Origin of the sequence: Pseudomonas sp. NPDC089428, from assembly GCF_044749325.1 — a bacterium.
GTDB lineage: Bacteria > Pseudomonadota > Gammaproteobacteria > Pseudomonadales > Pseudomonadaceae > Aquipseudomonas.
This window is the reverse complement of record NZ_JBIVHT010000011.1, coordinates 1-21,487: the sequence shown is the minus strand read 5'-3', so window position 1 is coordinate 21,487 and position 21,487 is coordinate 1. Positions and strand designations below refer to the sequence as shown.

The following is a 21,487-nucleotide window of genomic DNA, read 5'->3' as shown; positions in this document are numbered from 1 at the left end:
TAGCCGAGTCAGGAAGACATGAAAACATTACTGCGTCTGTTGAAAAGTTTCTGGATTCTCCTGCCACTGCTGTGGCTGGCGAGCCTGTTGATCTGCTGGCTGGTCGCGCCGCTGGTGCCGTGGCTGCGCCATCACGTGCCCGAAGCGCTGGCGATCATCAGTGCCTGCTTCCTGCTGGTGATCGTATTGCGCCAGTACCAGCGCATCCGCGCCGAGCACAACCTGGAGAACCTCCTGCAGATGGAGGTCGACCGCTCGTGGAATGCCACCGGCGAGTTCCGTGACCAGCAGGTGCTGCGCGAGCGCCTCAAGCACGCCATCGCCATGCTGCGCACCGACCGCTCCGCCGGCGGTGGCGGCAAGGCGGCGCTGTCTGACCTGCCCTGGTACCTGGTGATCGGCATGTCGGCTGCCGGCAAGACCTCGCTGCTGACCCATTCGGGCCTGTCGGCCAGCATCGCCACGGCCAGCGACAGTGAGAGCGGCACCCAGCACTGCGACTGGTACTTCAGCCCTGAAGCGGTAATGATCGACACCGCCGGCCGCTACCTGCGCGATGACCAGTCGGCCAGCGAGTTCTCGGCGTTCCTGCGCATGCTGCGCAAGCAGCGTGGCAAGGCTGCGATCAACGGCCTGGTGCTGGTAGTCAGCCTGCCCGAACTGCTGGCTGCCAATAGCGAACAGCGCACTGCCTGGGCCGCCCAACTGGCGGCGCGGGTGGAAGAGTACGCCGAGTGCCTTGGCGCCAACCCGCCGATCTACCTCATGCTGAGCAAGACCGACCAGCTGCCGGGCTTCAACCAGGCCTTCGACGGCCTCGACCTGCACGAACGCCAGCAGCCGCTGGGCATGACCTTCGGCCTTTCGGAAATCCGCAACAATGGCCTGCATGCCGTGCTGCAGACGCGCCTGAAGAACCTCCAGGGCCATGTTCGCCAGCACGTCGACGCGCAGATCATCGCCCTTGGCGCCGAGGCCGACAGCACCCTGCTGAACTTCCCACAGTACTTCGCCGAACTGAGCGGCGTGCTCGAACAGTTCCTCGAACACTTCACCCACGGCCACCGCGGCGGCGCCCCACTGCTGCTGCGCGGCCTGTACTTCACCAGTGCCCTGCAGACCGACCAGCACCTTGGGCAGGTCTACGAAGATGCCATCGCCGACGAGTTCGCCCTGAAGGCCGCCTATGATGACGGCACTGAAAACGCCAGCAAGGCCGCGGGCAACCGCAGCTACTTCATTACCGATACCTTCCGCCGGGTGATCTTCCCCGACCGTGACCTGACCCTGTTCCAGTCGCGCGTGGGCCGCCAGCGTGCATTCAGCCCGCTGCTGCTGGGCCTGGCGGCAGCCACCGGCGTGCTGTTCATCGGCTGGCAGGCGCTGTCGTTCGCCAACAACCGCCAATGGCTGCACAGCCTGCGCGGGCAACTGGCGCAGATCGAGCAGGCCGAAGACCGCGAGCAGCTGCTGGCCGCCGGCAAGGGCCTGGAAGTGCTGCGCGAACAGATGGCCGCCGTCGAGGCCCATCGCCTGCAAGGTGTGCCGCTGCCATTGAGCGCCGGCCTGTACCATGGCGAGGCGATCCACCAGGTGACCCGCACGGCTTACCTGGCGCAACTGCGTAGCCAGGCGCTGGAGCCGATCGCCCGCAGCCTGCAAGTGCAGATGCGTGCCTTCAACACCTTCGCCAGCGGCATCAACCAGGAACTGGAGTTCACCCCGGCGCCGCAACCGAAGAAGCGCAACAGCAAGCCACTGGCACCCGCCGTTGCCGCCCGGGCCCAGGCCGCGCTGGGCAATACCCGCGCTGGCGCCTACGCAGCCAAGGTCAACCTGGCCACCGCCAGTGATGCCGCCGAGCTGTCGGCCACCACCGGTGGCCTGTCGCTGTCCGAGGAAATGCTCGGGCGCCTGGACGAACAGCAAGTGGCGTCGATCATCGATGCCTACAACACCCTCAAGCTGTACCTGCTGCTGACCGAGCCCAAGGCCCATCCGGACGCGGCTTTCGTCGCCGCCAACCTGCCCCAGGCCTGGGCCAGTGCGGCCGGTGAAGGCACCCCGGCCGATGCCGGCGTAATCGAAGAGAACGCCCCGCTTTACGTACAGTTGCTGGAACAAGGCGAAGCACCGTCGTTGCCACGCAACGAGCAACTGATCAACGAAACCCGGGAAAACCTCAAGGCGTTCATGATTTCCAGCTCGCTGGTCGATCGCGAATACCTGCGCCTGCAGCTCGAATCGAGCCGCCAGTTCCCGGCGCTGAGCCTCAACGACCTGGTGCCACAACCAGGCCGCGCGCTGCTGTATGGCTCCGCGGGCGTGCCGGCGATCTACACCCGTCAGGGCTGGGACACCTTCGTCAAGCCCGAGCTGATCAAGCTGGTGTCGGGCAACCTGCGCCACGAGTCGGACTGGGTACTGGACGGCGAAGGTGGTGATGCCATCGTGCAGAAGGCCAATTTCGTTCGCGAGTTCATGACCCGCTACAAGCGCGACTACACCCAGGCCTGGTACAAGATGGTCAGCAGCGTCGGCGTGCGTCATTTTGCCGACCTGGCCTCGGCCACCCAGCAACTGGGCCTGCTCAGCGACGTGCAGAACTCGCCGGTGAAGAACCTGCTGGCGGCGGTCAACGACAACACCCAGTGGGACCTGCCGGCAAAGCACGCCATCCCCACCCCGGGTACCCCCCGCGAGGACGGCTTCTGGAGCAAGGTCTCCGGCCTGCTCGACAGCAAAGACGCCCTCCCCGTCAACGTCGCCCCGGCCCTGCCGGCGGTCGATGATGGCAGCCTGGCCAAGCGCTTCGAGCCGGTGGCGCGGGTGTTCGCCGAGAACAACGCCGAAGGCGCCGACAGCACCATCATGGACCGCTACCTCGCCGCGCTGCGCAAGCTCAAGGTGCGCATGAACAACATCCAGCGCTCGCAGGATGTCGGCAAGAGCAGCAAGCAACTGATCAGCGAAACCCTGGAAGGCCAGCCGAGCGAAGTCACCAACGTACGCAACTATGTGGAAAGCAGCGTCGACACCAGCCAGGACGGCCTGTCGCGCTCGCTGCAGGGGCTGTTCAGCCTGCCGATCCAGTACGCCTGGGCGACCCTGCGCGACCCGGCCGGCCAGCAGATCGCCAAGGCCTGGGCACAGCAGATCGCCAAGCCTTGGGAACAGGTCATGGCGCACCGCTACCCGATTGCCGGCGGTAGCCGCAACGAAGCGTCGGTGAAAGACCTGCAGCGCTTCGTCGACCCCGACAGCGGCCTGCTGCCGGCCTTCAAGCGCAACGAAATCGGCAACCTGGCCGGCGGTGAAGGCCTGGGCGCCGGCGACGGCAAGGGACCGGCGCTGGTCAACCCGCGCATGCTCAACAGCATCGACAAGGCAAGCTCGGTGGGCCAGGTGATCGCCAGCCTGTCGGACCGCGACAACGGTTTCGAGATCATGCTCGAGCCATCGGCCAACTTCACCGACATCGTGTTCACCCTCGACGGCCAGGAACAGCACTATCGCAACGGCCGCAGCAGCTGGAACCGTTTTGCCTGGCCGGGCACCAGCAATGCCCCGGGCGCCCGCCTGGACGTGGTCACTTTGAGTGGCGCACGGGTTACCGTGTTCGACTTCCCGGGGCGCTGGGGCCTGCTGCGCATGAACGAAAGCGCCCGGGTCGAAGACCTCGACGGCATCCAGCAGCGCTTCAGCTGGAACACCGCCAACGGCCGTGTGAGCCTGGTGGTGCGTAACTTCGGTGGGGTCAAGCTGACCGACCTGGGTGACGTCAAGGCCCTCAGCGCCCTCAACGACAGGGGCGCGCAATGATCGGTTGCTTCGGCAAGCTGCCGTCGAGCGCAGACTTCGTCAGCCTGCATGGCGCGGCGGAAGAAGTCTGCGAGTTCGACGCCTGGTTGCAGTCTTCGCTGGCGGCCATGCGCCACCGCGAAGACTGGCAGGCGTTGTTCGACGCGCTGCCGATGTGCTTCTTCAACTACCGTGCGCGCAACGGCAACTGGCTGCTCGGTGGGCTGCTCAGCTCGCGTGACGCCAGCCAGCGGCGCTACCCGTTCTTCATCTTCCAGCTGCTCAAGGGTGAGGAAGGTGCGGCGCTGGTCAACCCGTTCACCCTCGGTGAGCTGTTCAGCGCGCAGATCAAGCCGTTGCTGCACCAGGCCGTGCAAGGCGCCGACTGCGCCAGCCTGTTCGAACGGATCAAGGCCCTGCGCCCGCTGCAGGCGCAGGACCTCGACTTGTTCCGCCGGGTGCACGCCAAATTCCTCCACGACTTCAGCTTCGCCGACGTCGCCCGCGCCCTGCACGGTTCCTGGCCGAGCTTCGACAGTGGCACCGCGCTGGCGCGGCTGCGGGGTAGCTGGAGCCTGCTGCACAGCGACTTCGAAGGCGGCATCGAACTGCCGCTACCGGCCGAACGCGGCCTGAAAAACCCCACGGCCGACCTCTGGCTGACCTGGCTGACGCGCATGAGCAGGCAGCCAAACGTGCCGGCGGTGAGCCTGTTGGCCGACGACTTCATGCACCCGCGGCTTTACTGCTTCCCGTCGCGCCACGGCAACAGCGCCTATCGCCTGCTCAGTGGCAGCGCCGAAGCCCAGCAGCACCTGGAGCTGCTCAGCCCGCTGGCAGCGGTGCCGTGCGCACCCGATTACGACCGACCTCTTGAACACGTCATCGACCAGTTCGTCGATGCGCTGGATGCGACGCCTGTATGAACAAGATCAAGTACTACTGCCTGCGCTACCAACCCTACCTGCTGGGGGTGGCGTTCTTCCTGGCGATCTTCCTGGTATGGGCCATCGGCCGCGCCCTGGGCTTCGCTTCGCTGCATAGCCTGCTGGCGGGCATTGGTGTGTTCCTGCTGCTGTCGGCGGGCTATGTACTGCTGCTGTACCGCGGTGCCGGCCAGCACCACAACCTTGAAGGCCTGTTGCGCGACGATGCCGACCAGGCCGTGCTCAACGCGGCACCGGCCGACCGTGAGGAAATCAGCCTGCTGCGCGAGCGCCTGCTGCAGAGCATCGAGCGCCTGCACAGCAACAAACAGCGCGGCACCGCCGCCAAGGATGCACTCTACGCCCTGCCCTGGTACCTGGTGATCGGCCAGCCGGCCGCAGGCAAAAGCACCATGATCCTGCAATCGGGCCTGAACTTCCCCTATGCCGAGCGTGAGGGCGCACGGGTGTCGGGCCTGGGCGGCACGCGCAACTGCGACTGGTTCTTCAGCTCCGAAGCGGTATTGCTGGACACCGCCGGGCGCTACATGAACAGCCCCGAAGAAGCCGGCAAATGGCGCGGCTTCCTGCAACTGCTGCGCCAGCACCGCCAGCGCCGCCCGCTCAATGGCCTGATCGTCAGTGTCAGCATCACCGACATCCTGCACGGCTCGGCCGAAGACCAGGCGCGCGTGGCCAAGCGCCTGCGCGAACGCATCCAGGAAAGCTGCGCGCTGCTGGAAGTGCGCCTGCCGATCTACCTGGTATTCACCAAGTGCGACCTGATCCCCGGCTTCACTCCGTTCTACCGCCAGCTGGATGATGCCGCACGCGGCGAGGTGATGGGCAAGACCTTCTCGCACAAGGGCTTTGAGCAGGCCGACTGGGGCCAGCGCTTCGGCAAGGCGATGGACGAGCTGACCGGCTACTGGCAGCAGGTGGCGAGCCAGCAACTGGTGCAGCAGGATATCCAGGTAACCCGGCAGAACGACGCCGCCTACCGCTTCCCGCTGGAGCTGGCAGCGCTCAAACCGCGCCTGCAGCAGTTCGTCGACAGCCTGCTGCGGGCCAACCCCTATCAGCATGCCGAGATGCTGCGTGGCTTCTATTTCACCGCTGCGCTGGAGGCTGACGAGGCCCAATGGGGTAGCCACGGCCAGCATGTGGCCGAACGCTTCGCCCTCGAACAGGACGCCGACGCCGCAGGTGCCGGCAGCCAACCGGCGCCGCTGTTCATCAACAGCCTGTTCCGCAAGGTGATCATCCCCGACCAGCATCTGGTGGCGCTGTACACCAGCAACCGCCGCGAACGCCGGCGCAAGGGCGCCTGGGTGGCCGCTGCCAGCCTGGCGGGCCTGGTGCTGTGCAGCCTGTGGGGCTGGTCGTACCTGAACAACCGCGCGACCCTGGCCAGCATTGCCAGTGAACTGGCCCAGGCCAAGGCCGAAGACAAGGCCGCCAGCGGCCAGTACACCGCCTGGCACAGCCTTGACCGCCTGCGCTTCTGGACTGCGCACTACTATCAGCAGCACCACGAGCAAGGCGTGCCGCTGGGCATGCGCCTGGGCCTGTACCAGGGCCACGAGGTGGAGCCGATGTTGCGCAATCGCTACTTCGCCACCCTGCAGAACGTGATGCTCAAGCCCACGGCCGACAACCTGACCCGCACCCTGTACCTGCTGACCACGCTCAAGGTCTACCAGCGCAACGCCCGCGAGCTGCAGCCGGTGAGCGGTGTCGACAGCGTCCAGGCCGAGGCCCTGCCCCATGACAACCGCGCGCAGTCTATCGCCGACTTCGGCAAGGCTGCCCTGGACACCTACGTGATGCTTTCCCCGGCCCAGCGCGAAAAGGCCGACCCGGCGTTGCTCAAGGCACGCCTGCCGGACTACTGGTACCCGGCCATCGCCCGCCAAACCGGCAAGAGCCTGGCTGCGGCCGGCAGCGAGGGTGGCAACCAGGACTACCTGTACGCGAGCCGCCAGATCACCTTCTACAGCGACCAGATCCGTGAGCCGGACGTGCCACGCATCCTCGACAACGCGTTCCTGATGTCCAGCTCGCGCAATTACATCGACAGCCTGCGCGCCCAGTCGCTGCGCTCGATCGAGACCATCACGCTGGAGTCCGACACGCTGTTCGCGTTCGGCCGTGCCGACTTCCAGAGCCTGAGGAACGAGGGCCAGACCCAGTTGAGCGCGATCGCCAGCAAACTGTTGAACACGCCCAATATCGGCAAGATCGTCATCTCTGGCCACGCCGACCAGCTCGGCGACAGCCAGGGCAACCTGCAGGTGTCGAAACAGCGGGCGCAGACCATCCGCACCTATCTGGTCGGCAAGGGCGTGCCCGCCGAACTGGTGGTCGCCCAGGGCGAAGGCAGCCGCAAGCCGCTGGTCAACTGCGACATGCAGCAGCCGCGGGCGCAACTGATCAAGTGCCTGGAGCCCAATCGACGGGTGGAAATCGAAGTGCGCGGGCTCAACTGAGGCCGCGCTGCAAGAACCGGCCAGCCGGGCCTCACAGGAGGAGGCCCGACGGGCGGCAAGCTACCTCGGCCGACGTGTTCGGCGAGGTCAAAACCAAAGGGTGCATGAGCAACCCTTCAAATGATGTTAATGGAGAGTTTCACAATGGCTTTTGACGCGTATATCCAAATCGACGGCATCCCAGGCGAAGTACTGGACGACAAGCACAAGGACTGGATCGAAGTGCTGGGCTACGAGTACGGCGCCACCCAAGCTACCTCGGCTACCGCCAGCTCCTCGGGCGGTGCATCCTCCGAGCGTGTTGCCCTGAGCGACTTCAAGATCCGCAAGGCAGTCGACAAGGCTTCGGCCAAGCTGTTCGAACACTGCTGCACCGGCAAGCACATCGCCAAGCTGAAGCTGAACGTCAACCGTGCCGGTGGTGACAAGGTCACCTACCTGACCATCGACATGGAAGAAGTCGTGGTGTCTTCGGTCAAGTTCGTTGCCGGTGGCAACCAGAACGGTGAAGACAAGGCCGTGAGCGACCTGCCGGTTGAAGAAATCAGCTTCAACTTCGCCCGCATCAAGACCACCTACACCCAGCAGAACCGCACCGACGGCCAGGCTGGCGGCAACATCGTCGGTGGCTGGGACCGCACCGCGAACAAAGTGTTCGCCTAAGCACTTGCTTGCCCATGGGCCGCGCAGGCGGCCCATGTTCCGCAGCGTGCCGGCTAGCCCGGCACGCTGCTCCCCTTCACTGATCAGAGTGTGATATGCCTGAAATCCTCAACGACCTTTCGCTGGCCGAGCTGGCCGCACCGATCGACGGTGGCAGTGGCGAAGACTTGAGCTTCTCTGCCTTGTTCGACCAGATCAAGGAGGCGCGCCGGGCAGACCCTGACTACCTGACCCAAGGCGACTGGCAGACCGACCTGAAAACCGCCGACTGGGAGCAGGTAATCCAGCTTTCGGCACAGGGGCTGGCACAACAGAGCAAGGACTTGATGCTGGTCGCCTGGCTGAGCGAAGGCCTGGCCCAGCGCGAGCATTTCGAAGGTATCAGCTTCGGCCTCGAACTGACCGAACGGATCCTCGACACGTTCTGGGAAAGCGCCTACCCGTCGCTCGAAGACGGCCTGGACGAGCGCGCCGCGCGCCTTTCCTGGCTCAAGACAACGCTCACCGACATTGCCGGTGGCTTGCCCATTACCCAAGGGCAGAATTTCGGCGTGCTGCGCTATGACGAATCACGCCATGTAGAAAACCTCGCCTTGCAGAACCCCAAGGCGATGCAGACCGCGTTGAACGAAGGCAAGATCAACGCCGAGATCTTCCAGCGTTCGGTGGCCCTGAGCGACACCGAGCACCTGCGCACCAAGGCCTTGCAGATTGCCGCCAGCCTGCAGGCCTGCAACCGCCTGCAAGCCAGTACCGACCGCCTGTTCGGCGACGAAGCGCCGAGCTTCGCCAGCCTTGCCGACATGCTGTCGCGCGCCAGCCAGCTGGCCGAGAAACTGCTCAAGGACCGCGGCGTCGAACTGCACCCGGCGGTCGTGCCGGTCGCTGAACCCGTCGCCACCGTTACCCCCTCCCGCGAAGCAGGTGAACCGATGAATACGCCCGCCCAGGCCACCGCGCCTGCGCCCCTGCGCACCACGCCACTGACCCGCGACGAGGCCTTCACCATGCTCGCGGGCATTGCCCAGTTCTTCAAGCAGAGCGAACCGCAGAGCCCAGTGCCGTACCTGATCGAACGCGCCATCAAGTGGGGCAACATGCCGCTGGAAGGCTGGCTGAGCGATGTGATCAAAGACAGCAATGTGGTCGACAACATTCGCGATGTGCTGGGGACTCGCGAGCCAAGGTCGTGATCCTGTACTGGACTCACCGGCCTCTTCGCGGGACAAGCCCGCTCCCACAGGTTCTGCACATTTCCAGGGGGTGGCGAAATTCCTGTGGGAGCGGGCTTGTCCCGCGAAGAGGCCCGCACAGCCAACCCAAATACTGCTACCTTTAGCGCTCTACGCTGCCAAGGACCGCCTCATGCCGCATACTCCAACCGGCTTCATCCGCGTCCGTGGCGCCCGCGAGCACAACCTGAAGAACATCGACGTCGACATCCCCCGCGACGCGCTGGTGGTGTTCACCGGTGTGTCAGGCTCGGGCAAGTCCTCCCTGGCCTTCTCCACCGTCTACGCCGAGGCCCAGCGCCGCTATTTCGAGTCGGTCGCGCCCTATGCCCGGCGCCTGATCGACCAGGTCGGCGTGCCGGACGTCGATGCCATCGAAGGCCTGCCCCCGGCCGTGGCGCTGCAGCAGCAACGCGGCACGCCCAGCGCACGCTCGTCGGTGGGCAGCGTCACCACCTTGTCCAGTTCAATCCGCATGCTCTACTCCCGCGCCGGCAGCTACCCGGCCGGGCAACCGATGCTGTACGCCGAGGACTTCTCGCCCAACACCCCGCAAGGTGCCTGCCCGGAGTGCCATGGGTTGGGGCGGGTCTATGAGGTGACCGAGGCGACCATGGTCCCCGACCCGTCGCTGACCATCCGTGAACGCGCCGTGGCGGCCTGGCCGATGGCCTGGCAGGGGCAGAACCTGCGCGACATCCTCGTGACCTTGGGCTATGACGTCGACATCCCGTGGCGTGACCTGCCCCAGGAACAGCGCGACTGGATCCTCTACACCGAAGAGACGCCCACCGTGCCGGTGTATGCCGGCCTGACCCCGGCGCAGACCCGCGCCGCGCTCAAGCGCAAACTGGAACCGAGTTACCAGGGCACTTTCAGCGGTGCCCGGCGCTACGTGCTGCATACCTTCATGCACTCGCAGAGCGCGCAGATGCGCAAGCGCGTGTCGCAGTACATGCGCCCCAGCCCGTGCCCGTCGTGCCAGGGCAAGCGGCTCAAGCGTGCAGCGCTGGACGTGACCTTTGCCGGGCGCGACATCGGCGAGCTGTCGCGGCTGCCATTGCAGGCGCTGGCCGAGGTGTTCCGCCAGGTCGCGGCGCCAGGCTACCTGGAGCAGCACGATGACAACCTGACCCTGGAAAAGCGCCTGGCCGCGCAACGCATCGCCAATGAACTGCTGGAGCGCATCGACACCCTGATCGACCTGGGCCTGGGCTACCTGGCGCTGGAACGCAGCACGCCGACGCTGTCGTTTGGCGAACTGCAACGGCTGCGCCTGGCCACCCAGCTCAATTCGCAGCTGTTCGGGGTGATCTACGTGCTCGACGAACCCTCGGCGGGCTTGCACCCGGCCGACAGCGAAGCGTTGTTCGATGCCTTGCAGCGGCTCAAGCAGGCCGGCAACTCGGTGTATGTGGTAGAGCACGACCTGGACACCATGCGCCGCGCCGACTGGCTGGTGGACGTCGGCCCTGCAGCCGGCGAGCACGGCGGGCAGATCCTCTACAGCGGCCCGCCGGCTGGACTGGCGCAGGTCGAAGCCTCGCGTACCGCCGCCTACCTGTTCGCCGAGCAGCAGCGTCACGCACACACGCCACGCCAGCCGCACGACTGGCTGGCACTCGAAGGCATCACCCGCAACAACCTCGACAACCTCAGCGCGCGCTTTCCGCTGGGTTGCTTCACCTCGGTCACCGGAATTTCCGGTTCGGGCAAGTCGAGCCTGGTCAGCCAGGCCTTGCTGGAGCTGGTCGGTGCCCATCTCGGCCATGCCGAGCAACAGGCCGAACCTGAAGAGCAGAGCCTTGAGGACGAACCCGAACAGCTCAGCAGCGGGCGTGTCAGCGCGGGGCTCGACAGCATCAAGCGGCTGGTGCAGGTGGACCAGAAGCCGATCGGCCGTACGCCGCGTTCCAACCTCGCGACCTACACCGGCTTGTTCGACCATGTGCGCAAGCTGTTCGCCGCCACCGAGCAGGCCAAGGCCAGCGGTTTCGATGCCGGGCGGTTCTCGTTCAACGTGGCCAAGGGCCGTTGCGACAACTGCGAGGGCGAAGGCTTCGTCAGCGTCGAGCTGCTGTTCATGCCCAGCGTCTATGCGCCCTGCCCGACCTGCCATGGTGCCCGCTACAACCCGCAGACGCTGGCGGTGACCTGGCAGGGCATGAACATCGCCCAGGTGCTGCAGCTGACGGTCGAACAGGCGCTTGCGGTGTTCGCCGAGCAGCCGGCGGCGCGGCGTTGCCTGCAGGTATTGCAGGACATCGGCCTGGGCTACCTGCGCCTGGGCCAGCCGGCTACCGAGCTGTCCGGTGGCGAGGCGCAGCGGATCAAGCTGGCCACCGAGCTGCAGCGCGTGGCCCGTGGCGCAACCTTGTATGTGCTGGACGAGCCTACCAACGGGCTGCATCCACAGGACATCGACCGCTTGCTGGTGCAACTGAACCGGTTGGTCGAGGCTGGGCACAGTGTGGTGGTGGTCGAGCATGACATGCGCGTGGTGGCGCAGAGTGATTGGGTGATCGACATCGGGCCGGGGGCTGGAGACGCTGGCGGCCGGGTAGTGGTCAGTGGCACGCCGCAGGTAGTTGCTGGGTGTGCTGACAGCCGCACTGCCGCGTTTCTCGCCCGGGCTTTGTAGCGCCAGTACCGGCCTCTTCGCGGGGCAAGCCCGCTCCCACAAGTACGGCACAGGTCTGAAGGGCTGCGTACGCCGCACTGCCGCGTTTCTCGCCCGGGCCTTGTAGCGCCAGTACCGGCCTCTTCGCGGGGCAAGCCCGCTCCCACAAGTACGGCACAGGTCTGAAGGCCTGCGTAATCCCTGTGGGAGCGGGCTTGTCCCGCGAAGAGGCCGGCACAGGTTAATGAATCCTTCCTATACTCCCCCTGGCATCCCTGCATGCCGTCTGCCCAAAAACGCGATACCTCACAGAACAACAAACGAGGTGGCAAATGGTCTGGCAGCAAATTTACGACCCGTTCGCAAGCCCCCTGCTCTCCACGCTCATGGCCGCGGTGCCGGTGGTGGTGATGCTGGCAGCACTGGCTTTCTTCCATATAAAAGCGCACATCGCCGCCCTGCTGGCCCTGGGTTCGGCGCTGCTGATCTCGATCTTCGCCTTCGGCATGCCGGCCAACATGGCAGGCTCCGCCGCGCTGTACGGCGCGGCCAACGGCCTGCTGCCAATTGGCTGGATCGTGCTGAACATCATCTTCCTGCACCGGCTGACCACCGAGAACGGCTCGTTCAAGGTGCTGCAGGACTCGCTGGCCCGCATCACCGACGACCGCCGCCTGCAACTGCTGCTGATCGCCTTCTGTTTCGGCGCCTTCTTCGAGGGCGCAGCGGGCTTCGGTACACCGGTGGCGGTGACCGGTGCAATCCTGATCGGCCTGGGCTTCTCGCCGCTGGCGGCGTCCGGGCTGGCGCTGATCGCCAACACCGCACCGGTGGCGTTCGGCGCCCTGGGCACGCCAATCATCACCCTGGCCAAGGTCACCGGGCTGGATGAAATGGAGCTGTCGGCCATGGTCGGCCGGCAATTGCCGTTCTTCTCGGTGATCGTGCCCTTCTGGCTGATCTGGGCCTTTGCCGGCTGGCGCAAGATGCTCGAGGTGTGGCCTGCGATCCTGGTGGCCGGGGTCACCTTCGCGGTGCCGCAGTTTTTGGTGTCGAACTTCCACGGGCCGATGCTGGTGGACGTGATCGCCGCACTGATCTCAATGGCCTGCCTGACAGCCTTCCTGCGGGTGTGGAAGCCGGCCACGGTGCACACCTCGGCGGCGCTCACCGGGCGGGTGGACGACTCCAAGGTCGAGGACGACGGCAAGGCGGGCGCCGCAGCCTCCTTCGCCCAGCGTGACCAGCGCAGCGTGTTCAAGGCCTGGTTGCCGTGGATCATCCTCACCGTGTTCGTGTTCGCCTGGGGCACGGCGGGCTTCAAGAACCTGTTCGACACACGCCCGGCGCTGGACCCGGCCAGCGGCGCGGCCATGCTCGACCCGCAGGGCAAGCCGCTGCGTGAAGGCAACCCGGTGTTCGCCCCGGTGTTCACCTTCGACGCGATCCACCAGCAGATCGAGAAAGTACCGCCCGTTGTCCCGGCGCCGAAGAAAGAGGACGCCCAGTACAAGTTCACCTGGTTCACCGCCACCGGCAGCGGCATCTTCCTTGCGGCAATCCTCGGCGGGTTGCTGATGGGCTATTCGCCACTGGAGCTGGGCCGGCAGTACCTGCGTACGCTGTGGGTGGTGCGCTACTCGCTGATCACCATCGTCGCGATGCTGGCGCTGGGCTTTCTCACGCGTTACTCGGGGCTGGACGCGACCATGGGCCTGGCGTTCGCCGCCACGGGTATCTTCTACCCGATGTTCGGCACCTTGCTCGGCTGGCTGGGCGTGGCGCTGACCGGCTCGGACACGGCTTCCAACGTGCTGTTTGGCGGGTTGCAGCGGGTGACGGCGGAGCAGCTGGGGCTGAGCCCGGTGCTGATGGCGGCGGCCAACAGTTCGGGCGGGGTGATGGGCAAGATGGTCGATGCGCAGTCGATCGTCGTGGCCTCTACCGCGACCCGCTGGTATGGGCACGAGGGTGAGATCCTGCGTTATGTGTTCTTCCATTCGATCGTGTTGGCGGTGCTGGTGGGTGGGCTGGTGACCTTGCAGGCCTATGTAGCGCCCTTCACTGCGATGGTGGTGGGCCATTAGGGTAGGTCTTGAGTTTGTCAGCGCCTGGGAGATCGAGCGCCGCACGGGCGGCGCTCGATCTCACAGGCACAATAAATCTCAAGGCGAACACCTGTTCCCACAGCCGCAAACCCTGAAGTACAGTCAGCCCCATGGACAAATACACCCCGCGCCAGTGGCTCCCGCACGAGAAGCCCAGCCTCCCCGGCTCCCCTTCCACGCCCCTGCATACGCCGGCCAAGCGCCTGGCGTATGGCGTGGTCGGCCTGCTGGTGGCGATAACCGGTGGCCTGGGTAACGCACTGGTCACCGCCAACCTGGTGTTCCTGCAGGGCGCGCTGGGCGCGACCAGCGCCGAGATGGCCTGGCTGCCGGCGGCCTATGTGATGACCAACGTGTCGATCAACCTGCTGCTGGTCAAGTTCCGCCAGCAGTTCGGCCTGCGCGCCTTCACCGAAGTGTTCCTGGTGCTGTATGCCCTGGTCACCTTCGCCCACCTGCTGGTCAACGACCTCAACTCGGCCATCGCCGTGCGCGCTGCCCACGGCATGGTCGGCGCGGCGCTCAGCTCGCTGGGCCTGTACTACATGATCCAGGCATTCCCCGAACGTTGGCGGCTCAAGGCCATGGTGCTGGGCCTTGGCGCTTCGCAACTGGCCCTGCCGCTGGCGCGGATATTCTCCGAAGACCTGCTGCAGATCGCCGAATGGCGCGGCCTGTACCTGTTCGAACTGGGCCTGGCGCTGGCCGCACTGGGCTGCGTGCTGCTGCTCAAGCTGCCCCCTGGTGACCGCTTCAAGACCTTCGAGCCGCTGGACTTTCTCACCTTTACCCTGATGGCCAGCGGCGTCGCCCTGCTCTGCGCCGCACTGTCGCTTGGGCGCATCGACTGGTGGCTGGAAGCCCCCTGGATCGGCATCGCCCTGGCCTGTTCCATTGCCTTGATACTCACCGGCCTGGCCATCGAGCACAACCGCCAGAACCCGCTGCTGATGACACGCTGGCTGGGCAGTGGCGCGATCATCCGCCTGGGCCTGTGCGTGATACTGATCCGCATGGTCACCTCGGAACAATCCACCGGCGCGGTGGGCTTTCTGCAAGTGTTGAACATGGGCAGCGAGCAGATGCGCTCGCTGTACTGGATCATGCTGCTCGGCGCCGTGGCGGGCCTGGCCAGCAGTGCGCTGACCATCGACCCCAAGCACCTGGTGATCCCGCTGTTCATCTCGCTGCTGGCGATGGCCACCGGGGCGTTCATGGACAGCAGTTCGAGCAACCTCACGCGCCCCGCGCAGATGTACCTCAGCCAGTTCCTGCTGGCCTTCGGCAGCACCTTCTTCCTCGGCCCGTCGATGGCCCTGGGCATCAGCCACGTGCGCGCCAACCCGCGCAACCTGGTGAGCTTCTCGGTGCTATTCGGCATCTGCAACAACCTCGGCGGGCTGATCGGCGCGGCGCTGCTGGGCACCTTCCAGACCTGGCGCGAGAAATTCCATTCCAGCCACCTGATGGACCGCCTCAGCTACCTCGAACCGCTGGTCAATGCCCGTGTGCAAAGTGGCGGCGCCGGTTACGCCGGGCTTCTCGCCGACCCGGCATTGCGCAGCGAGGCGGGCCTGCGCGTGCTGGCCAGCGCCGCCACCCGCGAGGCCAACGTGATGGCCTACAACGACGTGTTCGTGCTGATCGGCAGCATCGCCGTGCTGACCATGATCTGGATTACCATTCGCGGCTCCTGGCTGTGGTATGTCGCCCGCCAGGCTGCTTCATCCGACTCCACCAGCGGTACTGCCAGCCGATGACCGAAGAAACCCGCAGCACAACCACCACCGCCATTGCCGAAACCCCGGAAGGCAGCACGCCACCCAGCGAACCGACCAGCCCGGTGCGCACGCGGCGGGTGCGCATCCTGTCTTCGATCAGCTTTGCCTGCGTGGCCCTGGCCGGCATCCTGCTGGTGCTCTACGCCTGGAACCTGCCGCCGTTCAGCAGCACCATCGAAAGCACCGAAAACGCCCTGGTGCGCGGCCAGGTGACGATCATCGGCCCGCAGCTCAGTGGCTATGTCGTCGACGTGCCGGTGCATGACTTCCAGTTCGTCAAGGCCGGCGACCTGCTGGTGCAGCTGGACGACCGCATATACAAGCAGCGCCTGGCCCAGGCCATCGCCCAGCTGCAACAGCAGCAGGCGGCGCTGGCCAACAACCTGCAGCAGCGCAACAGCGCCGAGGCCACCATTGCCCAACGCCAGGCAGCCATCGGCGATGCCTCGGCCCAGGCGACCAAAGCCAAGGCCGACCTCAGCCGCAACCAGGCGCTGGTCAGCGATGGTTCGGTGTCGCGCAGCTCGCTCGACCTGGCCCGCGCCAGCGAGGCCGCTGCCGTCGCCAGCCTGGCCCAGGCCAAGGCCGCGCTGGAAATCGCCCGCCAGGACCGTGAGACGGTCATCGTCAACCGCGCCTCGCTGGAGGCCTCGGTAGAGAACGCCAAGGCCGCCGTCGAACTGGCCCGCATCGACCTCGACAACACCCGCGTCACCGCCCCGCGTGACGGCCAGTTGGGGCAGATCGGCACGCGGCTGGGCGCGTACGTCAATTCCGGTGCACAGCTGATGGCGCTGGTGCCCGATACCCTGTGGGTGATCGCCAACATGAAGGAAACCCAGATGGCCGACGTGCGCATCGGCCAGCCGGCGACCTTCACCGTCGATGCCTTGAACCACCTCAAACTGTATGGCCATGTGCAGCAGATTTCGCCGGCCACCGGCTCGGAGTTCGCCTTGCTGCAGGCCGACAATGCCACCGGCAACTTCGTCAAGATCGCCCAGCGCATTCCGGTGCGCATCACCGTGGACCCCGATCAGCCCGCAGCGGCGCGCTTGCGCCCGGGGATGTCGGTGGTGGTGAGCATCGATACCCGGGAGCCGCAGGGGCACCATTGACTGGCGCTTTGTGAACCCTGTCCAGATGCCGTACTGCCACGATTGCGCCGCTCTAACCCGTGGGTTTTAATGCCGCCCACCGGCTTAACTTCGCAATCCAAGGACGTTTCATCATGTACAGGAAGATCGTACCGCTGGCGTTGCTGGCCACCCTGGCAGGCTGCTCGGACACCAAGGACGCCAGCGAGGCCAATTTCCACAAGGCGGCCCAGGCCTACCTCGACACGCAGTACCCGCACTGTTTCGTGGTCGCCGACTTCCCTGCCAAGACCAAGGACTTCGACGTCACCGGCAGCAACAAGGCGCTGCATGCGCTGGCCAGGGTCGGCATCGTCAGCGAGAAGGAAATCTCCCGCGTCGAGGTGCCGGAGCGCCTGTGGCAACCGGCGCGCACCGACATCTACTACGCCTACGACCTCACCGATGAGGGTCGCAAGTACTACAAGGCCGATGCCCAGAAGCTGCTCAACGGCCAGACCCGCGGCGGGCTGTGCTTCGGCAAGGCCGAGGTGACAGCGATCGAGCAGTTCAGCGAACCGGGGCAGATGATGGGGCGCACCGTTGCCGATGTGACCTACGCCTACAAAGTCACCGGCTTGCCGGATTGGGCGGCCAATGACGAAGTCAGGGCCAATATCCGTGACCTGGGCAAAGCCGTGGCGACCAATGACACGCCGGCCAGGGAGAAGCGGGTGATGGTGCTGACCAACCAGGGTTGGGTGCACGAGCGACTGTTCGAGAAATAATATTGCCCTGTAGCGGCCCTTTCGCGGGCGAAACCGCGAAACGGCCGGTGCAGGTTCACATCCACCAGGCCAGTACCACCGGCAGCCAGACGAACGACAGCACGGTCGAACACATCACCAGGTTGGCCACCTGCTCCGGCTGCCGGTTGGCCCTGACCGCCATCAGGTAATTGAACACCGCCACCGGCATCGCCGACTGCACCATCAGCACCGCCCGCTCCATCGTTTGCATGCCCAGCGCAGCGCCCACCGCCCAACCGACCGCCGCCCCCAGCACGATGCGCGCGCCGCCGAGCAGCAGGCCGCCGCCGATATGCTGCGGGCGAATGCTGGCCAGCGACACGCCCAGGGTCAGCAGCATCAGCGGGATCGTCATGCCACCCAGCAGGTCGGCGGTATTGGCCAGCCAGCGCGGCAATTCGAAGTCGAGGAAGATGATCGGCATGGCACCGGCCAGGCTGATGACGATGGGGTTGCGCAGCAATGCCTTGAACGAGGCAACCGTGCCGGAGATGGCCATGCCCAGGGTGAACTGCACGATCGACAGGGTCAGGAAGAACGCCACGGCCAGGGCCAGGCCATGCTCGCCGAAGGCATACAGGCTGATCGGCAGGCCCATGTTGCCGGTGTTGGGGAACATGAATGCCGGCAACAATACCCGCCAGTGCTGACCCGAGATGCGGCACACCAGCAGCCCGGCCACGGCCATGCCCACGGCGCACAGCAGGCAAGCCAGGGCCATGCTGGTGAACGCCGTGGCATCCAGTTCGGTGCGGCTCAGGGTCGACAGCACCAGCGACGGTGTGCCGACGGTCATGACCATGCGGGCGATGAATTCAGTGGGGTAATCGAGGCCCTTGCGGGCCCAGGCGTAGCCGATGCCGGCGACGATGAAGACCGGGGCGAGGACGGCGAACAGCGAAGCGAGCATAGGGCGGGTCTTCCTTGCTGAGGGTGGCGGCATTATCGGCTGTTTCAGTAGGTGCCTGCACTGGCCTCTTCGCGGGTAAACCCGCTCCCACGGATACTACACAATGCCTGAGACCAGTAGCTTGCCTGTGGGTGCGGGTTTACCCGCGAAAGGGCTGCAACGCAGCCCCGGCGATGTCGGGTCCGGGCACAAGGCTGTCGCATGCCGCCCTGCGTCGTCTCGTCGCAGGCCTTGACCTCTTGGGCAAATCGATCACAACCCGTAGAATCGCGCTTCCTTTTCGCCCGTCGCCTTGAAACGGTGGCAACCGGCAGCAACGACAGAGTCCAGGCCTGAACACATGGCGCCCATGTGAAATAGGCTCAACCCACCCCGCCCGACCCAGCTCTTCCAGGGTCCAGCGGTTGAGTCTTGCCCAGGTCGCATCCAGCCCAGGCACACCCGTGCACTTATATCGGCCCTCGAGGGGTCCGTTTGGCGTGCGCGTTCGAAGAGGCGCTCCTTGAATCGCCACTCCAACTTGAGGTACCTATGTCTCCGCGTTTGCTGGCCATGGCGCTGGCGCCCCTGCTCGGGCTGTTCATCATTGCCCTGGGCAACGGCTTCATGTCTTCCCTTACCACCCTGCGCCTGGACGCTGCCGGCGAATCGGCAACGACCATTGGTATCGTCTCGTCGACCTACTTCATCGGCCTGACCCTCGGCGCCATCTTCAACGACCGGCTGATCCTGCGCATCGGCCATATCCGTGCCTACACCAGCTTCGCCTCGCTGATCGCCGCGACCATTCTGCTGCAGGGGCTGTTCTACGACGCCACCTGGTGGTCGGTGCTGCGCCTGATCAATGGCTGGGCCGCAGTCGGCGTGTTCCTGGTGATCGAAAGCTGGCTGCTGCTGGCCGGTGACGCGAAGATCCGTGGGCGCCTGCTGGCGCTGTACATGATTGCCTTCTATGGCGCAGGCGTGATCGCCCAGGCCGGCCTTGGCGAAATCACCCACCTGGGCGACAGCGCCCCGTTCATGCTTGCCGGCATGCTCGCCGCGCTGTCGGTATTACCAATCGTGATCCTGCCGCGGGTGTCGCCGTTGCTCGACCAGGTCGAGCCGCTCAAGCCACGCCAACTGCTGGGCGTGGCCCCGTCGGGGCTGGTCGGCTGCTTCGGTTCCGGTGTGGTGATTGCTGGCATCTACGCCCTGCTGCCGCTGTACCTGCAGCGCATCGGCCTGGATGTCGGTGAAGTCGGCAACATGATGGCCTGGGTGATCCTCGGCGCCATGCTGCTGCAGTACCCGGTGGGGCGCTGGTCCGACCGCAAGGACCGCCAGGATGTGCTGATCGCCCTGGCTGCGCTGTGCATGGTACTGTCGCTGGTCACGGTGTTCCTGCCATCGGATTCGGCCCTGCTGCCGGCCACGCTGTTCCTGCTCGGTGGCGGCGTGTTCGCGCTGTACCCGGTAGCGGTCAGCCATGCTGCCGACCGGGCGCCATCCGACGCCCTGGTGCCGATGATCCAGGGCCTGCTGTTGATCAACTCGTTGGGCTCGGCCATGGCGCCGCTGGCCATTTCGCCGGCCATGAGCGAATTTGGTGAAGTGGGGCTGTTCTGGGCCTTTGCCGTGGTCAACCTGGGCATGGTGTGGTTCTTCCTCTGGCGTCGCGGCAAGCGCCCGGCAGCGGAGCATCCGGCACCGTTCACGGCGTCGACCACCTTCTCGCCGACCGGCGCGGAACTGCGGGTGACCGAGGACCTGATGCATGCGGCGCAGGAGCACCCGCCGCTGGAACCGGTGGACGGCGCTGCGCCGACAGCGCAGCCAGAAGCCAAGTGAAAGAAGGGGCTGCGATAGCGGCCCTTTTTATTTACCGCCCGTCGGCCATGCGGCACCCCACCACCCTGCGCCAGCCAAACGAATGACAGATCAGCCATCCAGGAGACGTGCCATGATCCGCATTCACTCGCTGTTGCTCGCCCTCGCCTTGGGTATCGCCGCTACCAGCAGTTACGCGGCCAGCGATGCGACCAATACCGACAGCAAACCCATAACCGACCAGCACGGCGGCAAGACCGCGGGTGAAGGCAGCAGCGTCAACAGCCCGGGCAGCGCCAAGGACAACGACAGCAGCGACACCGGCAGCAATTCTGACGCCGCCGACGGCGCTGCTGGCGGCTCCAACAGCACCGGCGAGGCCACGGGTTCAGGCGCTGGCGCCAGCGGCGGCACCGCAGAAGACCAGGACAGCCGCTGACCGGCCGCTGGTCTACACTGCGGCGAAACGCCCTGCCGAGGCATCGCCATGAACCTCAAACCCTGGCTGCTCACCGCCTTGCTGCCCTGCACTGCAGTGGGGGCTGGCGGTGATTCCGCCGCGCTGTCGATCAGCTCGTCGTCGTTCACCGATGGTGGCGTCATCGCCTTGCAGCAGGTCGGGCCCGACCCGGCCTGCGGTGCCGGTGAGGCGCGCACGCCGCAGTTGAGCTGGAAGAACCTGCCCGACGGCACGCAGTCGCTGGCCTTGGTGATGTTCGACCCAGACGGCGCCAAGGGCCTGGGCGTGGTGCACTGGCTCGCCTACAACATCGACCCGGCGCTCGGCGCGCTGGAGGAAGGTGCGGGCTGGCAGACCAGCAAGGCACTGATCGTCGGGCGCAATTCGCACGGGACCATGACCTATCGCGGGCCTTGCCCACCGGCCGGGGATAAACCGCACCATTATGCGCTAACGCTTATTGCCACCGACCTGCCGCTGGGTACGCTGCCGGAGGAACTGGATCGCGGCGGCCTGATGGAATTGCTGAAAGAGCATGCACTCGGGGCGCAGAGCCTGGTCGGCCGCTACGGACACTGAAACTCTGATGCAGTATTGACCGGCCTCTTCGCGGGGCAAGCCCGCTCCCACAGGGATCGCGCCAGATTACAGACATTGAGAACTGTCTCGCTTGATTGCAAAAGCTGGCGCGATGTGGGAGCCGCGCTTGCCGGCGATGGGCCGCGAAGCGGCCCCGGTATATAAGCGATCGCTATCGACCCATGTCAAACGCAAGAATGTTGGGGCCGCTTCGCGGCCCATCG

14 protein-coding genes are annotated in these 21,487 nt (G+C 65.6%); 13 read left to right on the top strand and 1 reads right to left on the bottom strand.

Annotated features, from left to right (window positions below):
- Window positions 1-18 precede the first annotated feature (18 nt).
- The 10 genes from ACIPZ5_RS19475 to ACIPZ5_RS19430 all read left to right on the top strand — a co-directional run bounded on the left by ACIPZ5_RS19475 (window position 19) and on the right by ACIPZ5_RS19430 (window position 17,484).
- Window positions 19-3,822, top strand: coding sequence for a type VI secretion protein IcmF/TssM N-terminal domain-containing protein (locus tag ACIPZ5_RS19475; RefSeq protein WP_400810167.1), 3,804 nt, complete (start codon window positions 19-21; stop codon window positions 3,820-3,822).
- On the top strand, window positions 3,819-4,727 hold the full coding sequence (tagF, locus tag ACIPZ5_RS19470) for a type VI secretion system-associated protein TagF (protein WP_400810166.1): 909 nt from the start codon (window positions 3,819-3,821) through the stop codon (window positions 4,725-4,727). Before ACIPZ5_RS19475 ends, tagF begins: the two co-directional genes overlap by 4 nt.
- Window positions 4,724-7,216 (top strand): type VI secretion system membrane subunit TssM, encoded by a 2,493-nt coding sequence (gene tssM / locus ACIPZ5_RS19465; RefSeq protein WP_400810164.1) that lies wholly within the window; start codon window positions 4,724-4,726, stop codon window positions 7,214-7,216. The genes tagF and tssM overlap by 4 nt, the downstream gene beginning before the upstream one ends.
- A 144-nt stretch (window positions 7,217-7,360) precedes the next feature.
- Window positions 7,361-7,879 carry a type VI secretion system tube protein Hcp gene (locus tag ACIPZ5_RS19460; protein WP_313714317.1) on the top strand — a complete coding sequence of 173 codons (519 nt, stop codon included), beginning with the start codon at window positions 7,361-7,363 and terminating at the stop codon, window positions 7,877-7,879.
- A 95-nt stretch (window positions 7,880-7,974) separates the two neighbouring features.
- Window positions 7,975-9,072, top strand: a complete 1,098-nt coding sequence (tssA, locus tag ACIPZ5_RS19455; protein ID WP_400810161.1) for a type VI secretion system protein TssA — start codon at window positions 7,975-7,977, stop codon at window positions 9,070-9,072.
- A 172-nt stretch (window positions 9,073-9,244) separates the two neighbouring features.
- Window positions 9,245-11,752, top strand: coding sequence for an excinuclease ABC subunit UvrA (uvrA, locus tag ACIPZ5_RS19450; RefSeq protein ID WP_400810160.1), 2,508 nt, complete (start codon window positions 9,245-9,247; stop codon window positions 11,750-11,752).
- A gap of 311 nt (window positions 11,753-12,063) precedes the next feature.
- On the top strand, window positions 12,064-13,818 hold the full coding sequence (locus ACIPZ5_RS19445; protein WP_261944119.1) for an L-lactate permease: 1,755 nt from the start codon (window positions 12,064-12,066) through the stop codon (window positions 13,816-13,818).
- A gap of 131 nt (window positions 13,819-13,949) precedes the next feature.
- A complete protein-coding gene (locus ACIPZ5_RS19440) occupies window positions 13,950-15,599 on the top strand; it encodes an MFS transporter (protein WP_261944118.1) in 1,650 nt (549 codons plus the stop codon).
- The gene (locus ACIPZ5_RS19435) at window positions 15,596-16,738 is read left to right on the top strand and encodes an HlyD family secretion protein (protein ID WP_400810158.1); all 1,143 of its coding nucleotides are present in this window, start codon (window positions 15,596-15,598) and stop codon (window positions 16,736-16,738) included. Before ACIPZ5_RS19440 ends, ACIPZ5_RS19435 begins: the two co-directional genes overlap by 4 nt.
- Window positions 16,739-16,851: 113 nt before the next feature.
- Complete coding sequence (locus ACIPZ5_RS19430) at window positions 16,852-17,484, top strand: hypothetical protein (protein ID WP_400810157.1); 633 nt, start codon at window positions 16,852-16,854, stop codon at window positions 17,482-17,484.
- A 55-nt stretch (window positions 17,485-17,539) separates the two neighbouring features.
- Here the strand turns inward: ACIPZ5_RS19430 and ACIPZ5_RS19425 are convergent, their stop codons facing one another.
- Complete coding sequence (locus tag ACIPZ5_RS19425; protein WP_400810156.1) at window positions 17,540-18,415, bottom strand: AEC family transporter; 876 nt, start codon at window positions 18,413-18,415, stop codon at window positions 17,540-17,542.
- Window positions 18,416-18,946: 531 nt separating this feature from the next.
- Between ACIPZ5_RS19425 and ACIPZ5_RS19420 the strand changes: the two genes are divergently transcribed.
- The 3 genes from ACIPZ5_RS19420 (at window position 18,947) to ACIPZ5_RS19410 (ending at window position 21,263) form a co-directional block, all read left to right on the top strand.
- Entirely contained in the window at window positions 18,947-20,245 is a 1,299-nt protein-coding gene (locus ACIPZ5_RS19420) for an MFS transporter (RefSeq protein ID WP_400810155.1), read from the top strand.
- Window positions 20,246-20,357: 112 nt separating this feature from the next.
- Entirely contained in the window at window positions 20,358-20,663 is a 306-nt protein-coding gene (locus ACIPZ5_RS19415; protein ID WP_400810153.1) for a hypothetical protein, read from the top strand.
- A gap of 48 nt (window positions 20,664-20,711) precedes the next feature.
- Window positions 20,712-21,263: a YbhB/YbcL family Raf kinase inhibitor-like protein gene (locus ACIPZ5_RS19410; RefSeq protein WP_400810152.1), complete on the top strand. Its 552-nt coding sequence runs from the start codon at window positions 20,712-20,714 to the stop codon at window positions 21,261-21,263.
- The last annotated feature ends 224 nt before the right edge of the window (window positions 21,264-21,487 follow it).